We start from the raw sequence: 16778 nt of genomic DNA on the forward strand, positions 1-16778 counted from the left end.
GACCGTTTCGGTACGGTTTTCCCGGCGGCGGGCCGGGGAAGGGCGGTCCGGTCAGATGTCCGGGGACGCGTACTTCTTGTCGAATTCCACGACGGCGTAGGCGGCCAGACCGCAGCCGACGACCCGGGCCCATTGCCAGGGGCCGAGGGGGGCGCTGGCGAACAGCCGGTGCATGACCGGGACGTAAGTGTAGAAAAGCTGGAGGAGCAGCATCACACCGACCCCGCCCAGGACCCATTTGTTGGTGCCCAGGCCCAGGGCCAGGGGCGAGCGGGTGAAGGACCGGGCGTTGAGCAGGTAGAAGGCCTCGATGGTCACGAAGACGTTGACCGCCACGGTCCGGGCCGCCTCCATGGACGCCCCGCCCGCCAGTTCCCACTGAAACATGCCGAAGGCGCAGACCAGCAGGAGCAGGCTGACCACGGCCATGCGGCGCAGGATGGACCGGCCCAGAAGGGGGCGGTCCGGGCGGCGGGGCGGGCGGTCCATGATCCCCGGCTCCATGGGCTCGAAGGCGAGGGTCATGCCCAGGCAGCCCGCGGTGGTCATGTTGATCCACAAAATCTGCACCGGCAGGATGGGCAGGGCCGCGCCGAACAGGACGGCCGCCAGGATGACCAGCCCCTCGCCCGCGTTGGTGGGCAGGGTCCAGGCGATGAACTTGACCAGGTTGGCGAACACGCCGCGCCCCTCCTCCACGGCGGCCTCGATCGTCGCGAAGTTGTCGTCGGTCAGGACCATGTCCGCAGCCTCCCTGGCCACCTCGGTGCCGGACACCCCCATGGCCACGCCGATGTCCGCCTGCTTCAGGGCCGGGGCGTCGTTGACCCCGTCGCCGGTCATGGCGCAGATCTCGCCGTTCTTCTGCAGGGCCGTGACCAGGCGGAGCTTCTGCTCGGGCGAGACCCGGGCGAAGACCGGGATGCCGGGCGCCCGCTCGATCAGCTCCGCGTCGTCCAGTTCGGCTATCTCGCGGCCGGTCATGACCGGGCAGCCCAGGCCGCCGTCCGCGCCGTCGCAATCCGCGCCGCCCAGGCCGAGCCGCAGCCCGATGGCCTGGGCGGTCAGGGCGTGGTCGCCGGTGATCATCTTGACCTTGATCCCGGCGTGCAGGCAGGCGGCGATGGCCGCCCCGGCCTCCTTGCGCGGCGGGTCGATCATGCCCTGGAGCCCGAGGAAGACCATGCCCATGCACGAGTCCGAGCGCTCCAGCCGCCCGTCGCCGGGCAGCGACTTGCGGGCGAAGGCCAGGACGCGCAGCCCCTGTTCGGCCATGGCGCGCTGGGCCCGGATCACGGCCTCGGCGTCCAGAGCCCCGACCGCGCCCGAGGGCGACAGGGCCTCCCCGCAGCAGTCCAGGACCCTCTCCACCGCGCCCTTGAGGTAGACCACGCGGCCCTCGCCGCCCGGCGCGTCGTGCAGGGTGGCCATGTACTGCCATTCGGACTCGAAGGGCAGTTCGTCCACTCTCGGAAATGCGTCGCGTTCCCGGTCCCTGTCCAGGCCGTACTTTCCTGCCGAGACCAGCAGCGCGCCTTCGGTGGGGTCGCCCTCGACCCGGTGACGGCCGTCGCGGGCGGCGATGGCCGCGTCGTTGCACAGCAGCCCGGCCCGCAGGCATTCGGCCAGGGCCTCGCCGGGGCCGTCCCCGCCGTCCGCCGGAACCACCTCCCCCTCCGGGGCGTAGCCCTGGCCCGAGACCGCGTAGGCCCGTCCTCCGCAGTATATCTCCTGCACGGTCATCTGGTTCTCGGTCAGGGTCCCGGTCTTGTCCGAGCAGATGACCGTGGTCCCGCCCAGGGTCTCCACGGCCGGGAGCTTGCGGATGATCGCCTTGCGCCCGGCCATGCGCGACACGCCAAGGGCCAGGATGATGGTCACGGCGGCGGGCAGCCCCTCGGGGATGGCCCCCACGGCCAGGGCCACGGCTGCCATGAACATCTCGGTCGCGGGCTTGTCGCGCAGCACGCCCAGGACGAAGGAGACGGCGGCCAGCCCCAGGATGGCAATGAGGAGCACGCGGCTGAACCGGGCTATCTTGCGGGTCAGCGGGGTCTGGAGTTCGTCGGCGGCGTCGATGAGCCCGGAGATGCGCCCGATCTCGGTGTGGTCGCCCGTGGCCACGGCCACGCCCGCGCCCTGGCCCGAGGAGACCAGGGTGCCCGCGTAGGCCATGCCCAGGCGCTCGGCCAGGACCGTGTCCGGGGGCAGGGGGGCGCCGTCCTTGTCCACAGGCAGGGATTCGCCCGTGAGCATGGATTCGTCGATGCGCAGTTCCTTTTCCGAGAGCAGGCGCAGGTCCGCCGGGACCTTGTCCCCGGAGCGCAGCAGGACCACGTCGCCGGGGACCACCTCCCGGGCCGGGATGCGGACCGCCTTCCCGGCGCGCAGGACCCGGGCATCGGCGCTCAGGTTGGCGGACAGGGAGTCCAGGGCCCTGACCGCCTTGGACTCCTGGAAATGCCCGACCACCGCGTTGACCAGGACCACGCCGAATATGACCCCCGCGTCTATCCATTCGCCGAGGAAGGCGGTGACCGCCCCGGCCGCGATGAGGATATAGACCAGGGGCTGGTGGAACTGGGACAGGAACCGCATCAGCGCCGAGGTCCCCTTCTTGCCGGAGATGCTGTTTTCGCCGAATCGCTTGAGTCGCCGCTCCACCTCGAACGCGTCAAGGCCCCGGGCCGGGTCCGTGCCCAGGAGGCGGGCCGCCTCCCTGCCTTCGAGGTGATGCCACTGTTTGTTCAATAGGGTTTCCATGGGGATCGCGCTCCGTGTGTTTTTTCGGGTCGGCCTCATCTTGAAGCCTGAAACAAAGGGGGGCCCGCGTCAAGGCGAGTCCGCCGTTCGGCTCGGTTCCCCCGGCGGGACGGGTGTTTTTCTCCGCCCCGCCGGACCGTTCCATCTCATCTTGACTTTCCTTAGTGAATGGACGTTAACTGACAATATGAGGAAGCGTTTCGACAATGGCGTCCGCAGGGGACAGATAGCGGAAGCGGCCCTGAAGCTGGTGGTTTCCGAAGGCATCTCGGCCCTGACGGTCAAGAACATCGCCCGGCAGGTGGGGGTCACGCCCCCGGCCCTGTACCGGCACTACGCGGGCAAGACCGAGATCCTGGCCGCCGTGCTGGACCACATCCTCGACTCGTACACCGAGAGCCGCGAGCGGGCCTTCCGCGAGGTCGCCGAACCGGTGCCCCTACTGCGCGAGCTCTTTTTTTCCCACGTGCGCCTGTTCGAGCGGCATCCGGCCGTGCCGGTGCTCTTCTATTCCGACCTGCTCTGGCTGGAGGAGCCCTCCCTGGGCGAGCTGCTGAGCCGCCACCTCGATGCGTTCGCGGCCGAGGTGGCCGGGGTCGTCCGCCGGGGCCAGGCCGACGGGCGCATCCGGGCCGACGAGACGCCCGAGGGGCTGTTCACCGCCTTTCTCGGGCTGTTCTCCTCCCTCGCCATCCTGGCCGGGCGGGGGCTGTGTCGCGTGGACATGGCCGTCCAGGCCGGGACCAACTGGAAGATTTTCGAAGACTATATCACCCATATTGACGGACGCCGTGAACAGGCGGGCGTCCAATGCGACACCTGCGAGGTGGTCCCATGAAGCGCAAGTTCGGCCCGTTGCTGACGGGCATGCTCATTCTGATCGTCCTGGGCGGCGGGGCCGGGGTCTGGTACTGGCTCAACCGCGACGTCACCGAAGCCGGGTTCGCCGAGGGCAACGGCCGCATCGAGGCCACGGAGATCGATGTGGCCGCCAAATGGGGCGGCAAGGTGGCCGAGGTCCTGGTGAACGAGGGCGACTACGTCCAGGCGGGCGACGTGGTGGCCCGCATGGACATGCGGACCGAACAGGCCCAGGTGGCCGGGGCCAGGGCCGACCTGGCCAAGGCCGGGAGCGCCCTGGAGACGGCCAAGGCCCAGGTTTTTCAGCGTCAGGCCGAGGTGGCCTCGGCCCAGGCCGACCTGGCCCGGCAGCAGAGCGTCCTCGACGTGGCGCGCAAGAGCGACAAGCGCATCCAGGCCCTGGTCCGGAGCGGGGTGGTCTCCCAGCAGGACGCTGACAACAGCCGGGGCGACCTGCGCACGGCCCAGGCGGCCTGGCGCGCGGCCCAGGCCCAGGTCAGGGCGGCCGAGGCGGCGGCCGAGGCGTCCAAGGCCCTGGTGGCCCAGGCCGAGGCGAACATCAACGCGGCCCAGGCCGTGGTCGACCGGTTGGAACAGGTCCTCAAGGACGGCATCCTGCGCGCGCCCAAGGCGGGCCGGGTCCAGTACCGCGTGGTCGAATCCGGCGAGGTGGTCGCGTCCGGGGGCAAGGTGGTCAGCCTGGTGGACCTGGGCGACGTGTACATGACTTTCTTCCTGCCCGAGGTCCAGGCGGGCCGAACGGCCATGGGCGGCGAGGCGCGCATCGTCCTGGACGCCGCGCCCCAATACATCATCCCGGCCCGGATTTCCTACGTGGCCAGCGTGGCCCAGTTCACGCCCAAGTCCGTGGAGACCCGTGACGAGCGCCAGAAGCTCATGTTCCGGATCAAGGCCCGCATCGACCCGGACCTGCTCCGGCGCTACGCCCGGTACGTCAAGACCGGCCTGCCCGGCGTGGCCTGGGTGCGCATCGACCACGACGCCCAATGGCCCGACCGGCTGGCCGTGAAGCTCCCGGAGGAGAGGAAGTGAGTCCCGCGCCGAGCGTCGCGGACCGCCCGGATCCCGTCGTCCGGCTGAACTCCGTGACCCATCGCTACGGCGGTACCCTGGCCGCCGACAACGTCTCCCTGGAGCTGCCCGCCGGGAAGATGGTCGGCTTCATCGGCCCGGACGGGGTGGGCAAGTCCACCTGGCTCGGGCTCATGGCCGGAGCGCGCAGGATCCAGGCGGGCGAGATTTTGGTGCTCGGCGGCGACATGCGCGCCAAGCGCCACCGCGAGGCCCTGTTCCCGCGCATCGCCTACATGCCCCAGGGGTTGGGCAGGAACCTCTACCCGACCCTGTCCGTGCGGGAGAACATCGATTTTTTCGGCCGCCTGTTCGGCCAGTCCCGGACCGAGCGCGACCGGCGCATCCGAGACCTGCTGCGCAGCACGGGCATGAGCGATTTCGCGGACCGGCCCGCGCGCAAGCTCTCCGGCGGCATGAAACAGAAGCTCAGCCTGTGCTGCGCCCTGGTCCACGACCCGGACCTGCTCATCCTGGACGAGCCGACCACCGGCGTGGACCCGCTCTCCCGGCGGCAGTTCTGGGAGCTCATCGAACGCATCCGGGCCGGGCGGCCGTCCATGAGCGTGCTCGTCGCCACGGCCTACATGGAGGAGGCCGAGCGGTTCGACTGGCTGGTGGCCGTGGACGACGGCCGGAAGCTGGCCGAGGGGACCCCGGCGGAGCTGCTCAAGCGCACCGGGGCCGAGGGCCTTGAGGGGGCGTTCCTGGCCCTGCTGCCCGAGGAGCGCAAGCGCGGCCACCACGAACTGCGGATACCGCCGCTGGACAAGGGCGAGACGGTCATCGAGGCCTCCGGCCTGACCATGCGCTTCGGGAACTTCACCGCCGTGGACGACGTCAACCTGTCCGTGGACCGGGGCGAGATATTCGGCTTCATCGGCTCCAACGGCTGCGGCAAGTCCACGACCATGAAGATGCTCACCGGCCTGCTCGAACCGACCCGGGGCGAGGCCCGGCTCCTGGGCCGCAAGCTGGACGCCCGGAACATGGCCACCCGGCGGCGCGTGGGCTACATGTCCCAGGCATTCTCCCTGTACGGCGAGCTGTCCGTGCGCCGCAACCTGGAGCTGCACGCCCGGCTCTTCCACCTGCCCCCGGACGAGGCCGTCCGGCGCGTCGGCGAACTCGAGGAGCGCTTCGGCCTGTCGCGCTACGCGGACGACCTGCCCGACGACCTGCCCCTGGGTATCCGGCAGCGGCTGCAACTGGCCGTGGCCGTGCTCCACCGGCCCGACGTGCTCATCCTGGACGAGCCCACCTCGGGCGTGGACCCCGTGGCCCGCGACGGGTTCTGGGAGCTGATCATCGATCTGTCGCGCCGGGACGGGGTGACCATCTTCATCACCACCCACTTCATGAACGAGGCCTCGCGCTGCGACCGGGTGGCCCTGATGCACGCGGGCAGGATTTTGGACACGGACACCCCCGAGGCCCTGCGCGAGAAGCGCCGGGCCGGGACCTTGGAAGAGGCCTTCATCGCCTACCTGCAGGAGGCCGCGGGCGAGACGGCCGAGGCCGGTGAAGGGGAGGGGACCTTCACGGTCCAAGAGCCGGGGAAAAAGGGCGTGGCCCACCCCCGGTTCAGCCTGCCCCGGCTGCTCAGCTTCTCCATCCGCGAGTCCATGGAGCTCAAGCGCGACCCCATCCGGCTGGGCATGGCCCTGTTCGGCACGCTCATCCTCATGCTGGTCATGGGCTACGGCATCAACCTGGACGTGGAGGACCTGTCCTTCGCCGCCCTGGACCAGGACCAGACCACGGCCAGCCAGAGCTATATTCTGGAATACGAGGGGTCGCGCTACTTTTCGCCCAAGGCCCCGGTGTCGGGCCCGGCGGAGATGGACCGGCGCATGATCGCGGGCGAGCTGTCCGCGGTCGTCCAGATCCCGCCGGACTTCGGCCGCGACCTGGACCGGGGCGACGTTCCCGAGGTCGGGGCCTGGATCGACGGGGCCATGCCGAGCCGGGCCGAGATCGCCCGGGGCTATGTCCAGGGCGTGCACAACCAGTACCTGTCCCGGCTGGCGGCCCGGTCCGGCGGCGCGGCCTCCCTCTACGGCATGCAGGTGCGCTACCGCTACAACCCGGAGGTCAAGAGCATCATCGCCATGGTCCCCAAGGTCATCCCCCTGCTCCTGGTGTTCATCCCGTCCATGCTCACCGCGCTCGGCGTGGTCCGTGAAAAGGAGATGGGCTCCATCCTCAACGTGTACACCACGCCGGTGACCAAGTTCGAGTTCCTGGTGGGCAAGCAGCTGCCCTACATCGTGCTCTCGTTGATCAATTTCGCGTTCATGTTCATCCTGGCCGTGACCCTGTTCCGGGTGCCGTTCACCGGCAGCCTGCCCACCCTGATCCTGGGCGCGCTGGTCTACGTGGTGGCCACCACCGGCCTGGGGCTGCTCGCCTCGACCCTGACGTCGAGCCAGGTGGCGGCCATCGCGGGCACGGCCATCTTCACCCTGCTCCCGGCCATCCAGTTTTCCGGGCTCCTCGACCCGGTCTCCACCCTGGAGGGGGCGGGCCGCCTGGTCGGGTCCCTGTACCCGACCACCTACTACCTGCTCATCAGCGAAGGGGCCTTTTCCAAGGGGCTGGGCCAGGCCGAACTGGCCGGATTCTTCTGGCCGCTGCTGGCCGCCATCCCCGTGACCACGATCCTGAGCGTGCTCATCCTCAGGAAACAGGGGGCCTAGGATGCGCGGTGCGCTGTTCGGCAGCCTGTCCAACATCTACACGCTGGGGGTCAAGGAATTCCGTAGCCTGCTCCACGACAGGGCCATGCTCTTCCTGATCCTGTTCATGTTCACGGGCACGGTCTACTCCGACGCCAAGGCCAAGCCCGAGTCCCTGAACCGGGCCTCCGTGGCCGTGGTGGACGAGGACCGTTCCCAGCTGTCCGGCCGGATCATCGCGGCCCTGCACCCGCCGCAGTTCATGCCGCCCGAGCTCATCGGCCTGGCCGAGATGGACAAGGGCATGGACTCCGGGCGGTACACCTTCGTCCTGGACATCCCGCCCGACTTCCAGCGGGACGTCGTCGCCGGGCGCGCCCCGGACCTCCAGCTCAACGTGGACGCCACGCGGCTGTCCCAGGCCCAGACCGGAACGGTCTACCTGGAGAACATCGTGGACGGGGAAATCCGGGCCTGGGCGCAGCGCTACCAGTCCTCGGCGGCCGTGCCCGTCAAGCTGAACATCCGGGTCTTCTTCAATCCGAACGTCAGCCAGTTCTGGTTCGCGGCCATCAACTCCATCGTCAACAACATCACCCTGCTCGGCATCCTGCTGACCGGGGCGGCGCTCATCCGCGAGAACGAGCACGGAACCATCGAGCACCTCCTGGTCATGCCCGTGACCCCGCTGGAGATCATGATCTCCAAGGTCTGGTCCATGGGGCTGGTGGTCCTGGCGGCCTCGTCCGTCTCGCTCCACGTCATGGTCCAGGGCGTGCTCGGCGTGACCCTGAACGGCTCGACCCTGCTGTTCGGCTGCTGCACCCTGCTCTATCTGTTCGCCGCGGCCTCCGTCGGCATCTACATGGCCACCCTGGCCCGGACCATGCCCCAGTTCGGCCTGCTGGCCATCCTGGTCCTCCTGCCCCTGGAGATCCTGTCCGGCGGAACCACCCCGCGCGAGAGCATGCCCCAGACCATCCAGTGGGTCATGTCCCTGGCCCCGACCACCCACTACGTCTCCCTGGCCCAGGCCATCCTCTTCCGGGGCGCGGGCCCCTCGGTCATCTGGCCGGACTTCCTGGGCATGGCCGGGATCGGCGGGTTCTTCTTCTGGTTCGCTCACCGGCGGCTGCGGCGGATGATCAGCTCCCTGCACTGACCGGGCCGGACGCCGGACAGGGGACCCCGCCGCGCATTTGCCAAACAGCGCCGAAGGGCATAAGTACGGGAATTCATCGGGACCGCCGGAAAAGACCATGAAAATACGCATCCTCTTCATCCTCGTGCAGTTGGCCATTCTGGCCGTCTGCCTGTATTATCTCTGCACGGACGTGGACTGGCCGGTGCTGGCGGACACCTTTTCGCACTATTCGCCGCTCAGGGCGCTGGGTGTTCTGGCCTCGACCTTGCCCATCTACGCGTTCATGGGGCTGCGCCTGAGCCAGCTTTCGGAAGGGCGGCTGACGGTCGCCCTCGGGGTGTTGGGGACCCTCCTCGCCCTGGCCCTCAACAACGTCCTGCCGACCAAGCTGGGCGAGTTCGCCAAGGCCGCCTATTTCAAGCGCAAGTCCCCCCTGGGCTTCTCCCAGTCCATGGGCATCATCTTTCTGGAACGGTTTCTGGACGTGAACATCCTGGCCCTGACCGGGCTGGCCGTGGCCCTGGCCTTCGGCCTGGGAACGTACGCGCTGCCGCTGATCCTGGCCGTGGTCGCGGGCTGGGCGGTGCTGGCCGTCGCGGCCCGCCGCATTCCGCCGGAGGGGCTTCACCTGGCGCGCATCCCCAGTGAGCCGGTGCGCCGCTTCGTGCGCCTGGGGACCGCCGCCGTCCGCCAGGCCATGCAGGGCCGGGTGCTGGTCAAGCCGCTGGGCTCCACGCTGGTCCTGTGGGTCTGCAATTTCTTCTACCTGGGGCTCATCCCCATCTGGCTGATGGGCATGGACCTCAGCGTGGCCCAGCTGCTGGGCGTATACGGTGCGGTCTATCTGGGGCTGACCGTGCCCGGCCTGCCCGGGGGCATCGGCATGACCGAAGGGGCCATGGTCGCCGTCCTCGCCCTGGGCGGCCTGCCCAAGACCGACGCCCTGGCCATCGCCCTGACCGTCCGGGCCTACAACTTCATCCCGCCCACCCTCATGGGGCTCGCCGTCCTGGCCACGGCCGGGCATTCGCGGGAGCTGCTCCACGTGCGCGGAACGGAGCCCGAACCCTGAGACCGACCGGGGTTTTTCGGCCGCATTCCCGCCATTGCCGGACGATCCGGAAACGGCTTTTGCCTTGACAGAAACGGCAATTTGGGGTGAATCAATTTTTTTTATATACAACTCCCGGGAAAACTATTTTTCACAACTATTCCGAAAGCAGACGACGGTTGACCGCATCCCGATCCGGGGCGTTCCGGCGCGTTTTCCCCCCGGCCTCTCAAGGCCCTGCGCGGCGGCCCGAACCCCTCGAACATTGATTCGGGACGGCAATCTTTCGGCAACTGACGGATTCAAGGAGCAACATACATGGCAGTCATCATCGTAACCGGCTCGTGCGGCCTCATCGGCTCGGAGACGGTCCGTTTCTACGCCGCCAAGGGATTCGACGTGGTCGGCGTGGACAACAACATGCGCTCGTATTTCTTCGGCGAGGAGGCGTCCACCCACTGGAGCCAGCTCAAGCTGGAACACGACCTTCCCCGATACTCCCATGCCGCGATCGACATCCGCGACGAGAAGGCCGTTGACGAGCTTTTCGCAAAATATTCCACCGACATCAGCGCCGTGATCCACACCGCGGCCCAGCCCTCCCACGACTGGGCGGCGCGCGAGCCGATCACTGATTTCTCCGTGAACGCCACGGGTACCCTGGTCTTGCTGGAGGCCACCCGCAAGCACTGCCCCGAGGCCGCGTTCCTGTTCACCTCCACCAACAAGGTCTACGGCGACACGCCCAACTACCTGCCCCTGGTCGAGCAGGAGACCCGCTGGGAGCTGGACCCGTCCCACCCGTTCGCCGAACACGGCATCGACGAAACCATGAGCATCGACGGCTGCACGCACTCCCTGTTCGGCGTGTCCAAGGCTGCGGCCGACCTGCTGGTCCAGGAATACGGTCGCTACTTCGGCATGAACACGGGCGTGTTCCGGGGCGGCTGCCTGACCGGCGGCGGACACTCCGGCACCGAGCTGCACGGGTTCCTCTCCTACCTGGTGCGCTGCTGCCTGACCGGCCGCCACTACTCGGTCTTCGGCTACAAGGGCAAGCAGGTCCGCGACAACATCCACTCCTCGGACCTGGTCAACATGCTCTGGCACTTCCACCAGAATCCGCACCCCGGCGAGGTCTACAACGTGGGCGGCAGCAGGCACTCCAACTGCTCCATGCTGGAGGCCATGTCCATGTGCGAGGAGTTCACCGGCAAGAAGATGAACTACACCTACATGGACGACAACCGGATCGGCGACCACATCTGGTACATCAGCGACGTCCGCAAGTTCAAGGCCCACTACCCGGACTGGGAATACACCTACGACATCGAGGCGATCATCCGGGAGATCATCGACGGATGGCGCGCCCGGGGCGCAGAGCAGGGGTAATCATGTCCACCATCTTCGATCTGTACGAACGGTGCCGTAAAGAGCACCGGCAGGAATACATCGACGTCTACGACGCCCGGGCCGAGGAGCGCATCAGCGACCTCTCCGGGGCCAAGGGGTATCTCTACCGGAAACTGCGCGACATGGTCCGGTTCTACGTCGAGCCCGGCAAGCGCGTGCTCGCGGTCAACGCCGACGCGGGCCAATACCTCGCCTGGACGGAACCGTCCTACGGCGTGGGCATCGAGACGGCGCCGAAACTGGTCGAAGAGGCACGTAAGGCGCACCCGGAATTCACCTTCCACACTTGCGCCCCGGAGGATTTCGAGGCCACCGAACAGTTCGACTACATCCTCATCCTGGATGCGGTGAACAACATGTTCGACGTCCAGGCCGCCCTGGAGAGGCTCCAGGGCGCCTGCCATCCCGGGACCCGGCTGATCATCTCCTGGTACAACTTCATCTGGAAGCCGCTCCTCCGGTTCGCGGAACGGCGGGGCATGAAGCGCCCGTCCACGCCGCAGAACTGGCTCTCCAAGGCGCACATCGAACAGCTCGTCACCCTGGCCGGGTTCGAGCCGACCGCCCACACCCGCAAGATCCTCGCGCCCTACAAGGTCCCGGTCCTGTCCGAGCTGGTCAACAACTACGTGGCGGGCCTGCCGGTCATCAACCACCTGTGCCTGATGAACATCATGGTCGCCCGCCCGGTTCCGGCGGTGGACAGGGGCGACTTCGGCGTGTCCGTGATCGTGCCGTGCAAGGACGAGGCGGACAACATCGAGGCCGCCGTGCTGCGCACCCCGGCCATGGGCCGCCACACCGAGCTGATCTTCTGCGACGACAAGTCCACGGACGGCACCCCGGACGTGATCCGGCGGATGCAGCAGGAGCACCCGGACAAGGACATCAAGCTGGTCAACGGGCCGGGCATCTGCAAGGCCGAGAACGTCTGGACCGGCTTCAACGCCGCCACCCAGGACATCATCATGATCCTGGACGGCGACCTGACCGTGCCGCCCGAGGACCTGCCCAAGTTCTACAACGCCATGGCCCTGGGCAAGGGCGAGTTCATCAACGGCACCCGGTCGGTCTACCCCATGCGCGACGACGCCATGCGGCTGGCCAACATCTTCGGCAACAAGGCGTTCAGCATGCTCTTTTCCTATATCCTGAGCCAGTCCGTCACCGACACCCTGTGCGGCACCAAGGTCCTCTGGCGCAAGGACTGGCTGCGGCTCAAGGACCTGCTCGGCAGTTGGGGCATCAACGACCGCTGGGGCGACTACGAGCTGATCTTCGGCGCGGCCCGGTTAGGCCTCAAGCACCAGGACCTGCCCGTGCGCTACATGGAGCGCGTCAACGGCGAGACCAAGATGACGGGCCGACTGAAGAACGCCATGATCATGCTGCGCATGTGCCTGGCGGCGTACAGGAAATTCAAGTAGCGGCGGGGCCGGGCCGCTTCGCGGGGCGTCCCTCGCGCGGCCGGGCTCCCGGACCGGCGGGGAGGAGCTCCATCGTCCCGGCGGGCCTCGTTTCTGCCCCGTAATCCGGCGGAGCTCCCCTGCGCGGCCTGCCGCCGGGCTGGATTTTTTCCATCCGGCGGCTTAAGGAAAACTTCTGCGGCCCCTCGGTGCGCGGCCGACGATGTCCGCCGCGCCTCCTTTACGAACGACCACCCCAAGCGGATAACAGCTCATGGCAAACGTACTCCTGGTCCTCCCCTCCATTCTGTCCAATGAAAACGACGGCATCGTCACCAAGACGACGGCCAGCTTCCTGCCGCCCCTCGGCCTGGCGTCCATCGCCGCCGTGCTGCGCGAGAACGGCCACGGCGTGGCCATCATCGACGGCGTGGCCGAGCATACTCCGCTGCAGGAGATCGTGGACCGGGCGCGGGACTTCGACATCGTCGGCGTCAGCGCCATGACCGCCCACGCCAAGCGGGCCCACGAACTGATCCGCATGCTCCGTTCGCAACTCGACAAGCCGATCATGGCGGGCGGCGTGCACGCCACCACCATGCCCGCCGAGTTCCTGGAAAACGGGGCCGATTTCGTGGTCGTGGGCGAAGGGGAGGTGACCACGCTGGAGCTGGTCCAGGCGCTGGAGAGCGGCCTGCCGGAAGAACGGCTCGCCGAGATCAAGGGCCTTTGCCTGCTGCGCGACGGCGAACTCCTGCGCACCCCGAAGCGCCCGCTGATCGAGGACCTGGACAGCCTGCCTCTGCCCGCGCGCGACCTGTTGCCCATGCACCTGTACAACGCCACCGTGGCCCGGACCACGCGCCAGCCGTCCCACATGCTGCTCGCCTCGCGCGGCTGTCCCGGCGTGTGCAGCTTCTGCGTGCACAAGCTCTTCGGCAAGCAGGTGCGCTACAACTCCCCGGAGCGGATCATCGAGGAGTTCCTGCTTCTGGTGCGCGAGTACGGGGCCAAGGACGTGGCCATCTTCGACGACAATTTCGCGGCCAACCGGGAGATGGTGGTCAAGGTCTGCAACAAGCTCATCGAGCTGAATCTCGACCTGACCTGGTCCATCGAATCCAGGGTGGACAACGTGGACCGGGAGATCCTGGAGCTGCTCAAGAAGGCGGGCTGCACCTTCATCGCCTACGGCATCGAGTCCGGCTCCCAGCGCATTCTCGACCAGATGAACAAGGGCGTCACCCTGGACCAGATCCGCGAGGCGGTCCGGATCACCAACGAGGTGGGCATCAAGACGCGCGGCTATCTCATGCTCGGCCACCTGGACGAGACCCCGGAGGAGATGCGCAAGACCATCGAATTCGCCAAGAGCCTCGACCTGGACGTGGCCTCGTTCACCCTGTTCGTGCCCCTGCCAGGCACCCAGGACTACAAGCGCGCCCACAAGTTCGGCCAGTTCGATCCGGACTTCTACATGAAGGACCTGCTGCTCGAATACAACATGCCCAAATACCCGGTGTACGTGCCCGCGGGCATGACCTCGGAAGAGCTCATGGCCATCCATCGCGAGGCGTACAACAAGATGTACCTCCGTCCCGGCTACATCTTCAAAAAACTCTTCGAGGTCAGGAATGTCCACGACGTCCGGGCGCTGGTCAAAGGCGGCCTGACGGTGATGAGCAACTTCTTCAGGAGATAGCCGATGCCTTCCCGCCTCGACAGAGTCTTCGACTGGGCCGAGAGGCACCCCGCCCAGGTGCTGGCGCTGCTCTTCCTGTTCAGCCTCCTGGTCCGGTTCGTGACGGCGGAATACCTGATGGACGGGGACAACGCCAGCAAGTGGGTGGAGGCGCGCCGCCTGGCCGCCGGATTGGGTATCTCCCACTGGTACAACCACTCCATGCGCTGGGCCGTCATCCTGCCCCTGGCCGGGCTGATCAAGCTTTTCGGTCCGCATCCCCTGCTGGTCTACGTGCTGCCCTTCACCCTGGCCTCCGTGGCCTCGGTCTGCATCTGCCTCATCGGCGAGAAGATCCACTCGCTCAAGCTCGGCATCGCCGCCTCCCTGCTGACCACGCTGCTGCCGCTGATGGTGGTCACGGGCAGCCAGATATTTCCCGGCGTGTTCGAACTCGGCTTCACCGCGATCATGGTCTGGCTGGTCATGGTCTGGATCGACAGGCGGTCCTCCTGGCTCCTGGTCCTGGCGGGCGTCTGCTTTTTCCTGGGCTGGGGGGCGCGCGTGACCGAGCTCTATACCTATCCCGGCATCGTCCTGCTCATCTGGCTGCCCACCCGCGACTTCAAGGCCGTGGTCCTGTTCACCGCCGTGGCCGCGGGGCTGTGCTTCGCGGAGTGGGGCTGGTTCTGGTGGGATTCCGGCAATCCTCTTGGGCGGCTCGGCCTGCTCGGCGCCACCCGGGGCGGCCATCCTGACCTCCCCATCTCCCTCAGGGACTACCTGCTGCAATTCGTCGAGCTGAAAAAGCTCAAGGGGCTTTTGCCCATAGCCGTGCTGACCCTGGCCGCATCCGTTGCGGCCCTGCGCGACAGGGACATGCGCGTACGCGGCCTCGGCGCGCTGTACCTGGGGTGCATGTTCCTGGTCCTGTACATGATCTCCGGGGTTTCGCCCCTCAAGCTGGCCCTGCCCTACGGCGCGCGGTACTACCCCCAGATGGCCCCCTACGGCCTGCTGCTGCTCCTTTACTTCCTGTTCAAGCTGAAGGATCGCCACAGGCGGACGGGCATCGCGCTCATCGCCGTCCTGTTCATCAGTTTCGCCGGGTTTTCCATCAAACGGATTCCGCCCACCAACTCCCTGGTCCAGATGTCCCGCGACTACGCGCTGCTCAAGCCGGTGCTCGCTGCGGACAGGCCCATCGTCCTGGTCAACGAGCCGTGGGAGCCCAATTTCATTGAGAAGGTGCTTATTAAAACCTTCACGAACCCGGCCAGGAAGAAGCCTCGGGGAGACGACTCCATACGCCTCGACATGAGCCGCGACCAGGAGCGCATGGGCGCATTGTTCCTCGACGACATCAGCCGGTACGCTCAGTTCATCAACGTCCCGCTCGTCCGGGTGGAGAAGTACCGCTACATCCTGCCGTCTTCGGATGGCGGCATCGAATCCCCGGCGGCCGAATCCGTCTTCGGCCGGAAACTGCACCGCGCGTTCCCTCTGCCTGCGAAAGGCGGCTCCTGAGCCGGAGGCGGCCTTTTGCGGGCCGGGCCTGACTCCGGGGCGCAAGGGGCGTCAAAGGGCGTCAAAGGGCGTCACAGTATGAAGCGCCGGTCATAAGACCGGCGCTTCATGCTGTGAACGTGCGGTTTCTCGCGCCGGCCGGGCCGCTGCTTGCGGTCCGCCGGGGCGAACGGGCCCGGGATGTCAGTCGTTTTTCAGAAAGTCCTCGAAATAGGCGATCGTCTTGATCAACCCTTCGCGCAGGGGCACCTTCGGCTCCCAGTCCAGGGTCTTCTTGGCCAGGGAGATGTCCGGTTTACGCTGGGTCGGATCGTCCACGGGCAGGTCGTGAAACACGATCCTGGACTTGGAGTTCACCAGGTCGAGGACCGTTTCGGCCAGTTCCAGGATGGTGAATTCACTGGGGTTGCCCAGGTTCATGGGGCCGGTGAATTCGTCCGGCGTCTGTTCCATGAACCGGACGAAGGCCTCAATCAGGTCGTCCACATAGCAGAAGCTGCGGGTCTGGTCCCCCTTGCCGTAGACCGTGATGTCCTCGCCGCGCAGGGCCTGGACCACGAAGTTGGAGACGACCCGGCCGTCGTCCAGGGCCATGCGGGGGCCGTAGGTATTGAAGAGGCGGGCGACCTTGATGCGCAGTCCGTGCTGGCGGCGGTAGTCGAAGAACAGGGTCTCGGCGCAACGCTTGCCCTCGTCGTAGCAGGCGCGCGGGCCGATGGGATTGACGTGGCCCCAGTAGCATTCGGTCTGGGGATGGACGGCGGGGTTGCCGTAGACCTCGCTGGTGGAGGCCTGGAAGATCTTGGCGCCGGTGCGCTTGGCCAGGCCGAGCATGTTGATGGCCCCGTGCACGCTGGTCTTGGTGGTCTGCACCGGATCGTATTGGTAGTGGATGGGCGAGGCCGGGCAGGCCAGATTGTATATCTCGTCCACCTCCACATACAGGGGGAAGCAGATGTCGTGGCGGAGGACCTCGAAATAGGGATTGTCCATCATATGAAGGATGTTTCCCTTCTTCCCGGTGAAGTAGTTGTCCACACAGAGGACGTTGCGCCCCATATCGAGCAGCCGCTCGCAGAGGTGCGAGCCGAGAAAGCCGGAACCGCCGGTGATAAGGACGCTTTTTTTCTTCATGCGGTGATTCCTTACAGCAAAACAGCCT

11 protein-coding genes are annotated in these 16778 nt (G+C 66.9%); 9 read left to right on the forward strand and 2 right to left on the reverse strand.

Features of this window, described 5'->3' with window-relative positions; genetic code table 11:
- Positions 1–51 precede the first annotated feature (51 nt).
- On the reverse strand, positions 52–2763 hold the full coding sequence (locus tag AB6M95_RS13105; protein WP_371387209.1) for a cation-transporting P-type ATPase: 2712 nt from the start codon (positions 2761–2763) through the stop codon (positions 52–54).
- A 187-nt stretch (positions 2764–2950) separates the two neighbouring features.
- Between AB6M95_RS13105 and AB6M95_RS13110 the strand changes: the two genes are divergently transcribed.
- From AB6M95_RS13110 to AB6M95_RS13150, 9 genes are all read left to right on the forward strand, one after another.
- The gene (locus AB6M95_RS13110) at positions 2951–3601 is read left to right on the forward strand and encodes a TetR/AcrR family transcriptional regulator (RefSeq protein ID WP_371387210.1); all 651 of its coding nucleotides are present in this window, start codon (positions 2951–2953) and stop codon (positions 3599–3601) included.
- Positions 3598–4677 (forward strand): HlyD family secretion protein, encoded by a 1080-nt coding sequence (locus AB6M95_RS13115; protein WP_371387211.1) that lies wholly within the window; start codon positions 3598–3600, stop codon positions 4675–4677. Before AB6M95_RS13110 ends, AB6M95_RS13115 begins: the two co-directional genes overlap by 4 nt.
- Complete coding sequence (gene rbbA / locus AB6M95_RS13120; RefSeq protein WP_371387212.1) at positions 4674–7415, forward strand: ribosome-associated ATPase/putative transporter RbbA; 2742 nt, start codon at positions 4674–4676, stop codon at positions 7413–7415. The genes AB6M95_RS13115 and rbbA overlap by 4 nt, the downstream gene beginning before the upstream one ends.
- A 1-nt stretch (position 7416) precedes the next feature.
- Entirely contained in the window at positions 7417–8556 is a 1140-nt protein-coding gene (locus tag AB6M95_RS13125) for an ABC transporter permease (protein ID WP_371387213.1), read from the forward strand.
- A 97-nt stretch (positions 8557–8653) separates the two neighbouring features.
- Positions 8654–9610 carry a lysylphosphatidylglycerol synthase transmembrane domain-containing protein gene (locus tag AB6M95_RS13130; RefSeq protein ID WP_371387214.1) on the forward strand — a complete coding sequence of 319 codons (957 nt, stop codon included), beginning with the start codon at positions 8654–8656 and terminating at the stop codon, positions 9608–9610.
- 297 nt (positions 9611–9907) lie between these two features.
- The gene (locus AB6M95_RS13135; RefSeq protein ID WP_371387215.1) at positions 9908–10981 is read left to right on the forward strand and encodes an NAD-dependent epimerase/dehydratase family protein; all 1074 of its coding nucleotides are present in this window, start codon (positions 9908–9910) and stop codon (positions 10979–10981) included.
- Between the two features lie 2 nt (positions 10982–10983).
- Complete coding sequence (locus AB6M95_RS13140; RefSeq protein WP_371387216.1) at positions 10984–12429, forward strand: glycosyltransferase; 1446 nt, start codon at positions 10984–10986, stop codon at positions 12427–12429.
- A 253-nt stretch (positions 12430–12682) separates the two neighbouring features.
- Entirely contained in the window at positions 12683–14110 is a 1428-nt protein-coding gene (locus AB6M95_RS13145; protein ID WP_371387217.1) for a B12-binding domain-containing radical SAM protein, read from the forward strand.
- 3 nt (positions 14111–14113) lie between these two features.
- Entirely contained in the window at positions 14114–15616 is a 1503-nt protein-coding gene (locus AB6M95_RS13150) for a glycosyltransferase family protein (protein ID WP_371387218.1), read from the forward strand.
- A gap of 183 nt (positions 15617–15799) precedes the next feature.
- On the opposite strand, the gene AB6M95_RS13155 is transcribed toward AB6M95_RS13150, so the two are convergent.
- The gene (locus tag AB6M95_RS13155) at positions 15800–16750 is read right to left on the reverse strand and encodes a UDP-glucuronic acid decarboxylase family protein (protein WP_371387219.1); all 951 of its coding nucleotides are present in this window, start codon (positions 16748–16750) and stop codon (positions 15800–15802) included.
- Between the last annotated feature and the right edge of the window lie 28 nt (positions 16751–16778).

The organism is Pseudodesulfovibrio karagichevae, assembly GCF_041414475.1.
GTDB lineage: Bacteria > Desulfobacterota > Desulfovibrionia > Desulfovibrionales > Desulfovibrionaceae > Pseudodesulfovibrio > Pseudodesulfovibrio karagichevae.

Excerpts from the sequence above, each read along its gene's own strand:
- AB6M95_RS13140 (WP_371387216.1), top strand. The coding sequence starts at position 10,984 with ATGTCCACCATCTTCGATCTGTACGAACGGTGCCGTAAAGAGCACCGG.
- AB6M95_RS13125 (WP_371387213.1), top strand. The coding sequence starts at position 7,417 with ATGCGCGGTGCGCTGTTCGGCAGCCTGTCCAACATCTACACGCTGGGG.
- AB6M95_RS13105 (WP_371387209.1), bottom strand. The coding sequence starts at position 2,763 with ATGGAAACCCTATTGAACAAACAGTGGCATCACCTCGAAGGCAGGGAG.
- AB6M95_RS13150 (WP_371387218.1), top strand. The coding sequence starts at position 14,114 with ATGCCTTCCCGCCTCGACAGAGTCTTCGACTGGGCCGAGAGGCACCCC.
- AB6M95_RS13115 (WP_371387211.1), top strand. The coding sequence starts at position 3,598 with ATGAAGCGCAAGTTCGGCCCGTTGCTGACGGGCATGCTCATTCTGATC.
- AB6M95_RS13130 (WP_371387214.1), top strand. The coding sequence starts at position 8,654 with ATGAAAATACGCATCCTCTTCATCCTCGTGCAGTTGGCCATTCTGGCC.
- AB6M95_RS13155 (WP_371387219.1), bottom strand. The coding sequence starts at position 16,750 with ATGAAGAAAAAAAGCGTCCTTATCACCGGCGGTTCCGGCTTTCTCGGC.
- AB6M95_RS13110 (WP_371387210.1), top strand. The coding sequence starts at position 2,951 with ATGAGGAAGCGTTTCGACAATGGCGTCCGCAGGGGACAGATAGCGGAA.
- AB6M95_RS13135 (WP_371387215.1), top strand. The coding sequence starts at position 9,908 with ATGGCAGTCATCATCGTAACCGGCTCGTGCGGCCTCATCGGCTCGGAG.
- AB6M95_RS13145 (WP_371387217.1), top strand. The coding sequence starts at position 12,683 with ATGGCAAACGTACTCCTGGTCCTCCCCTCCATTCTGTCCAATGAAAAC.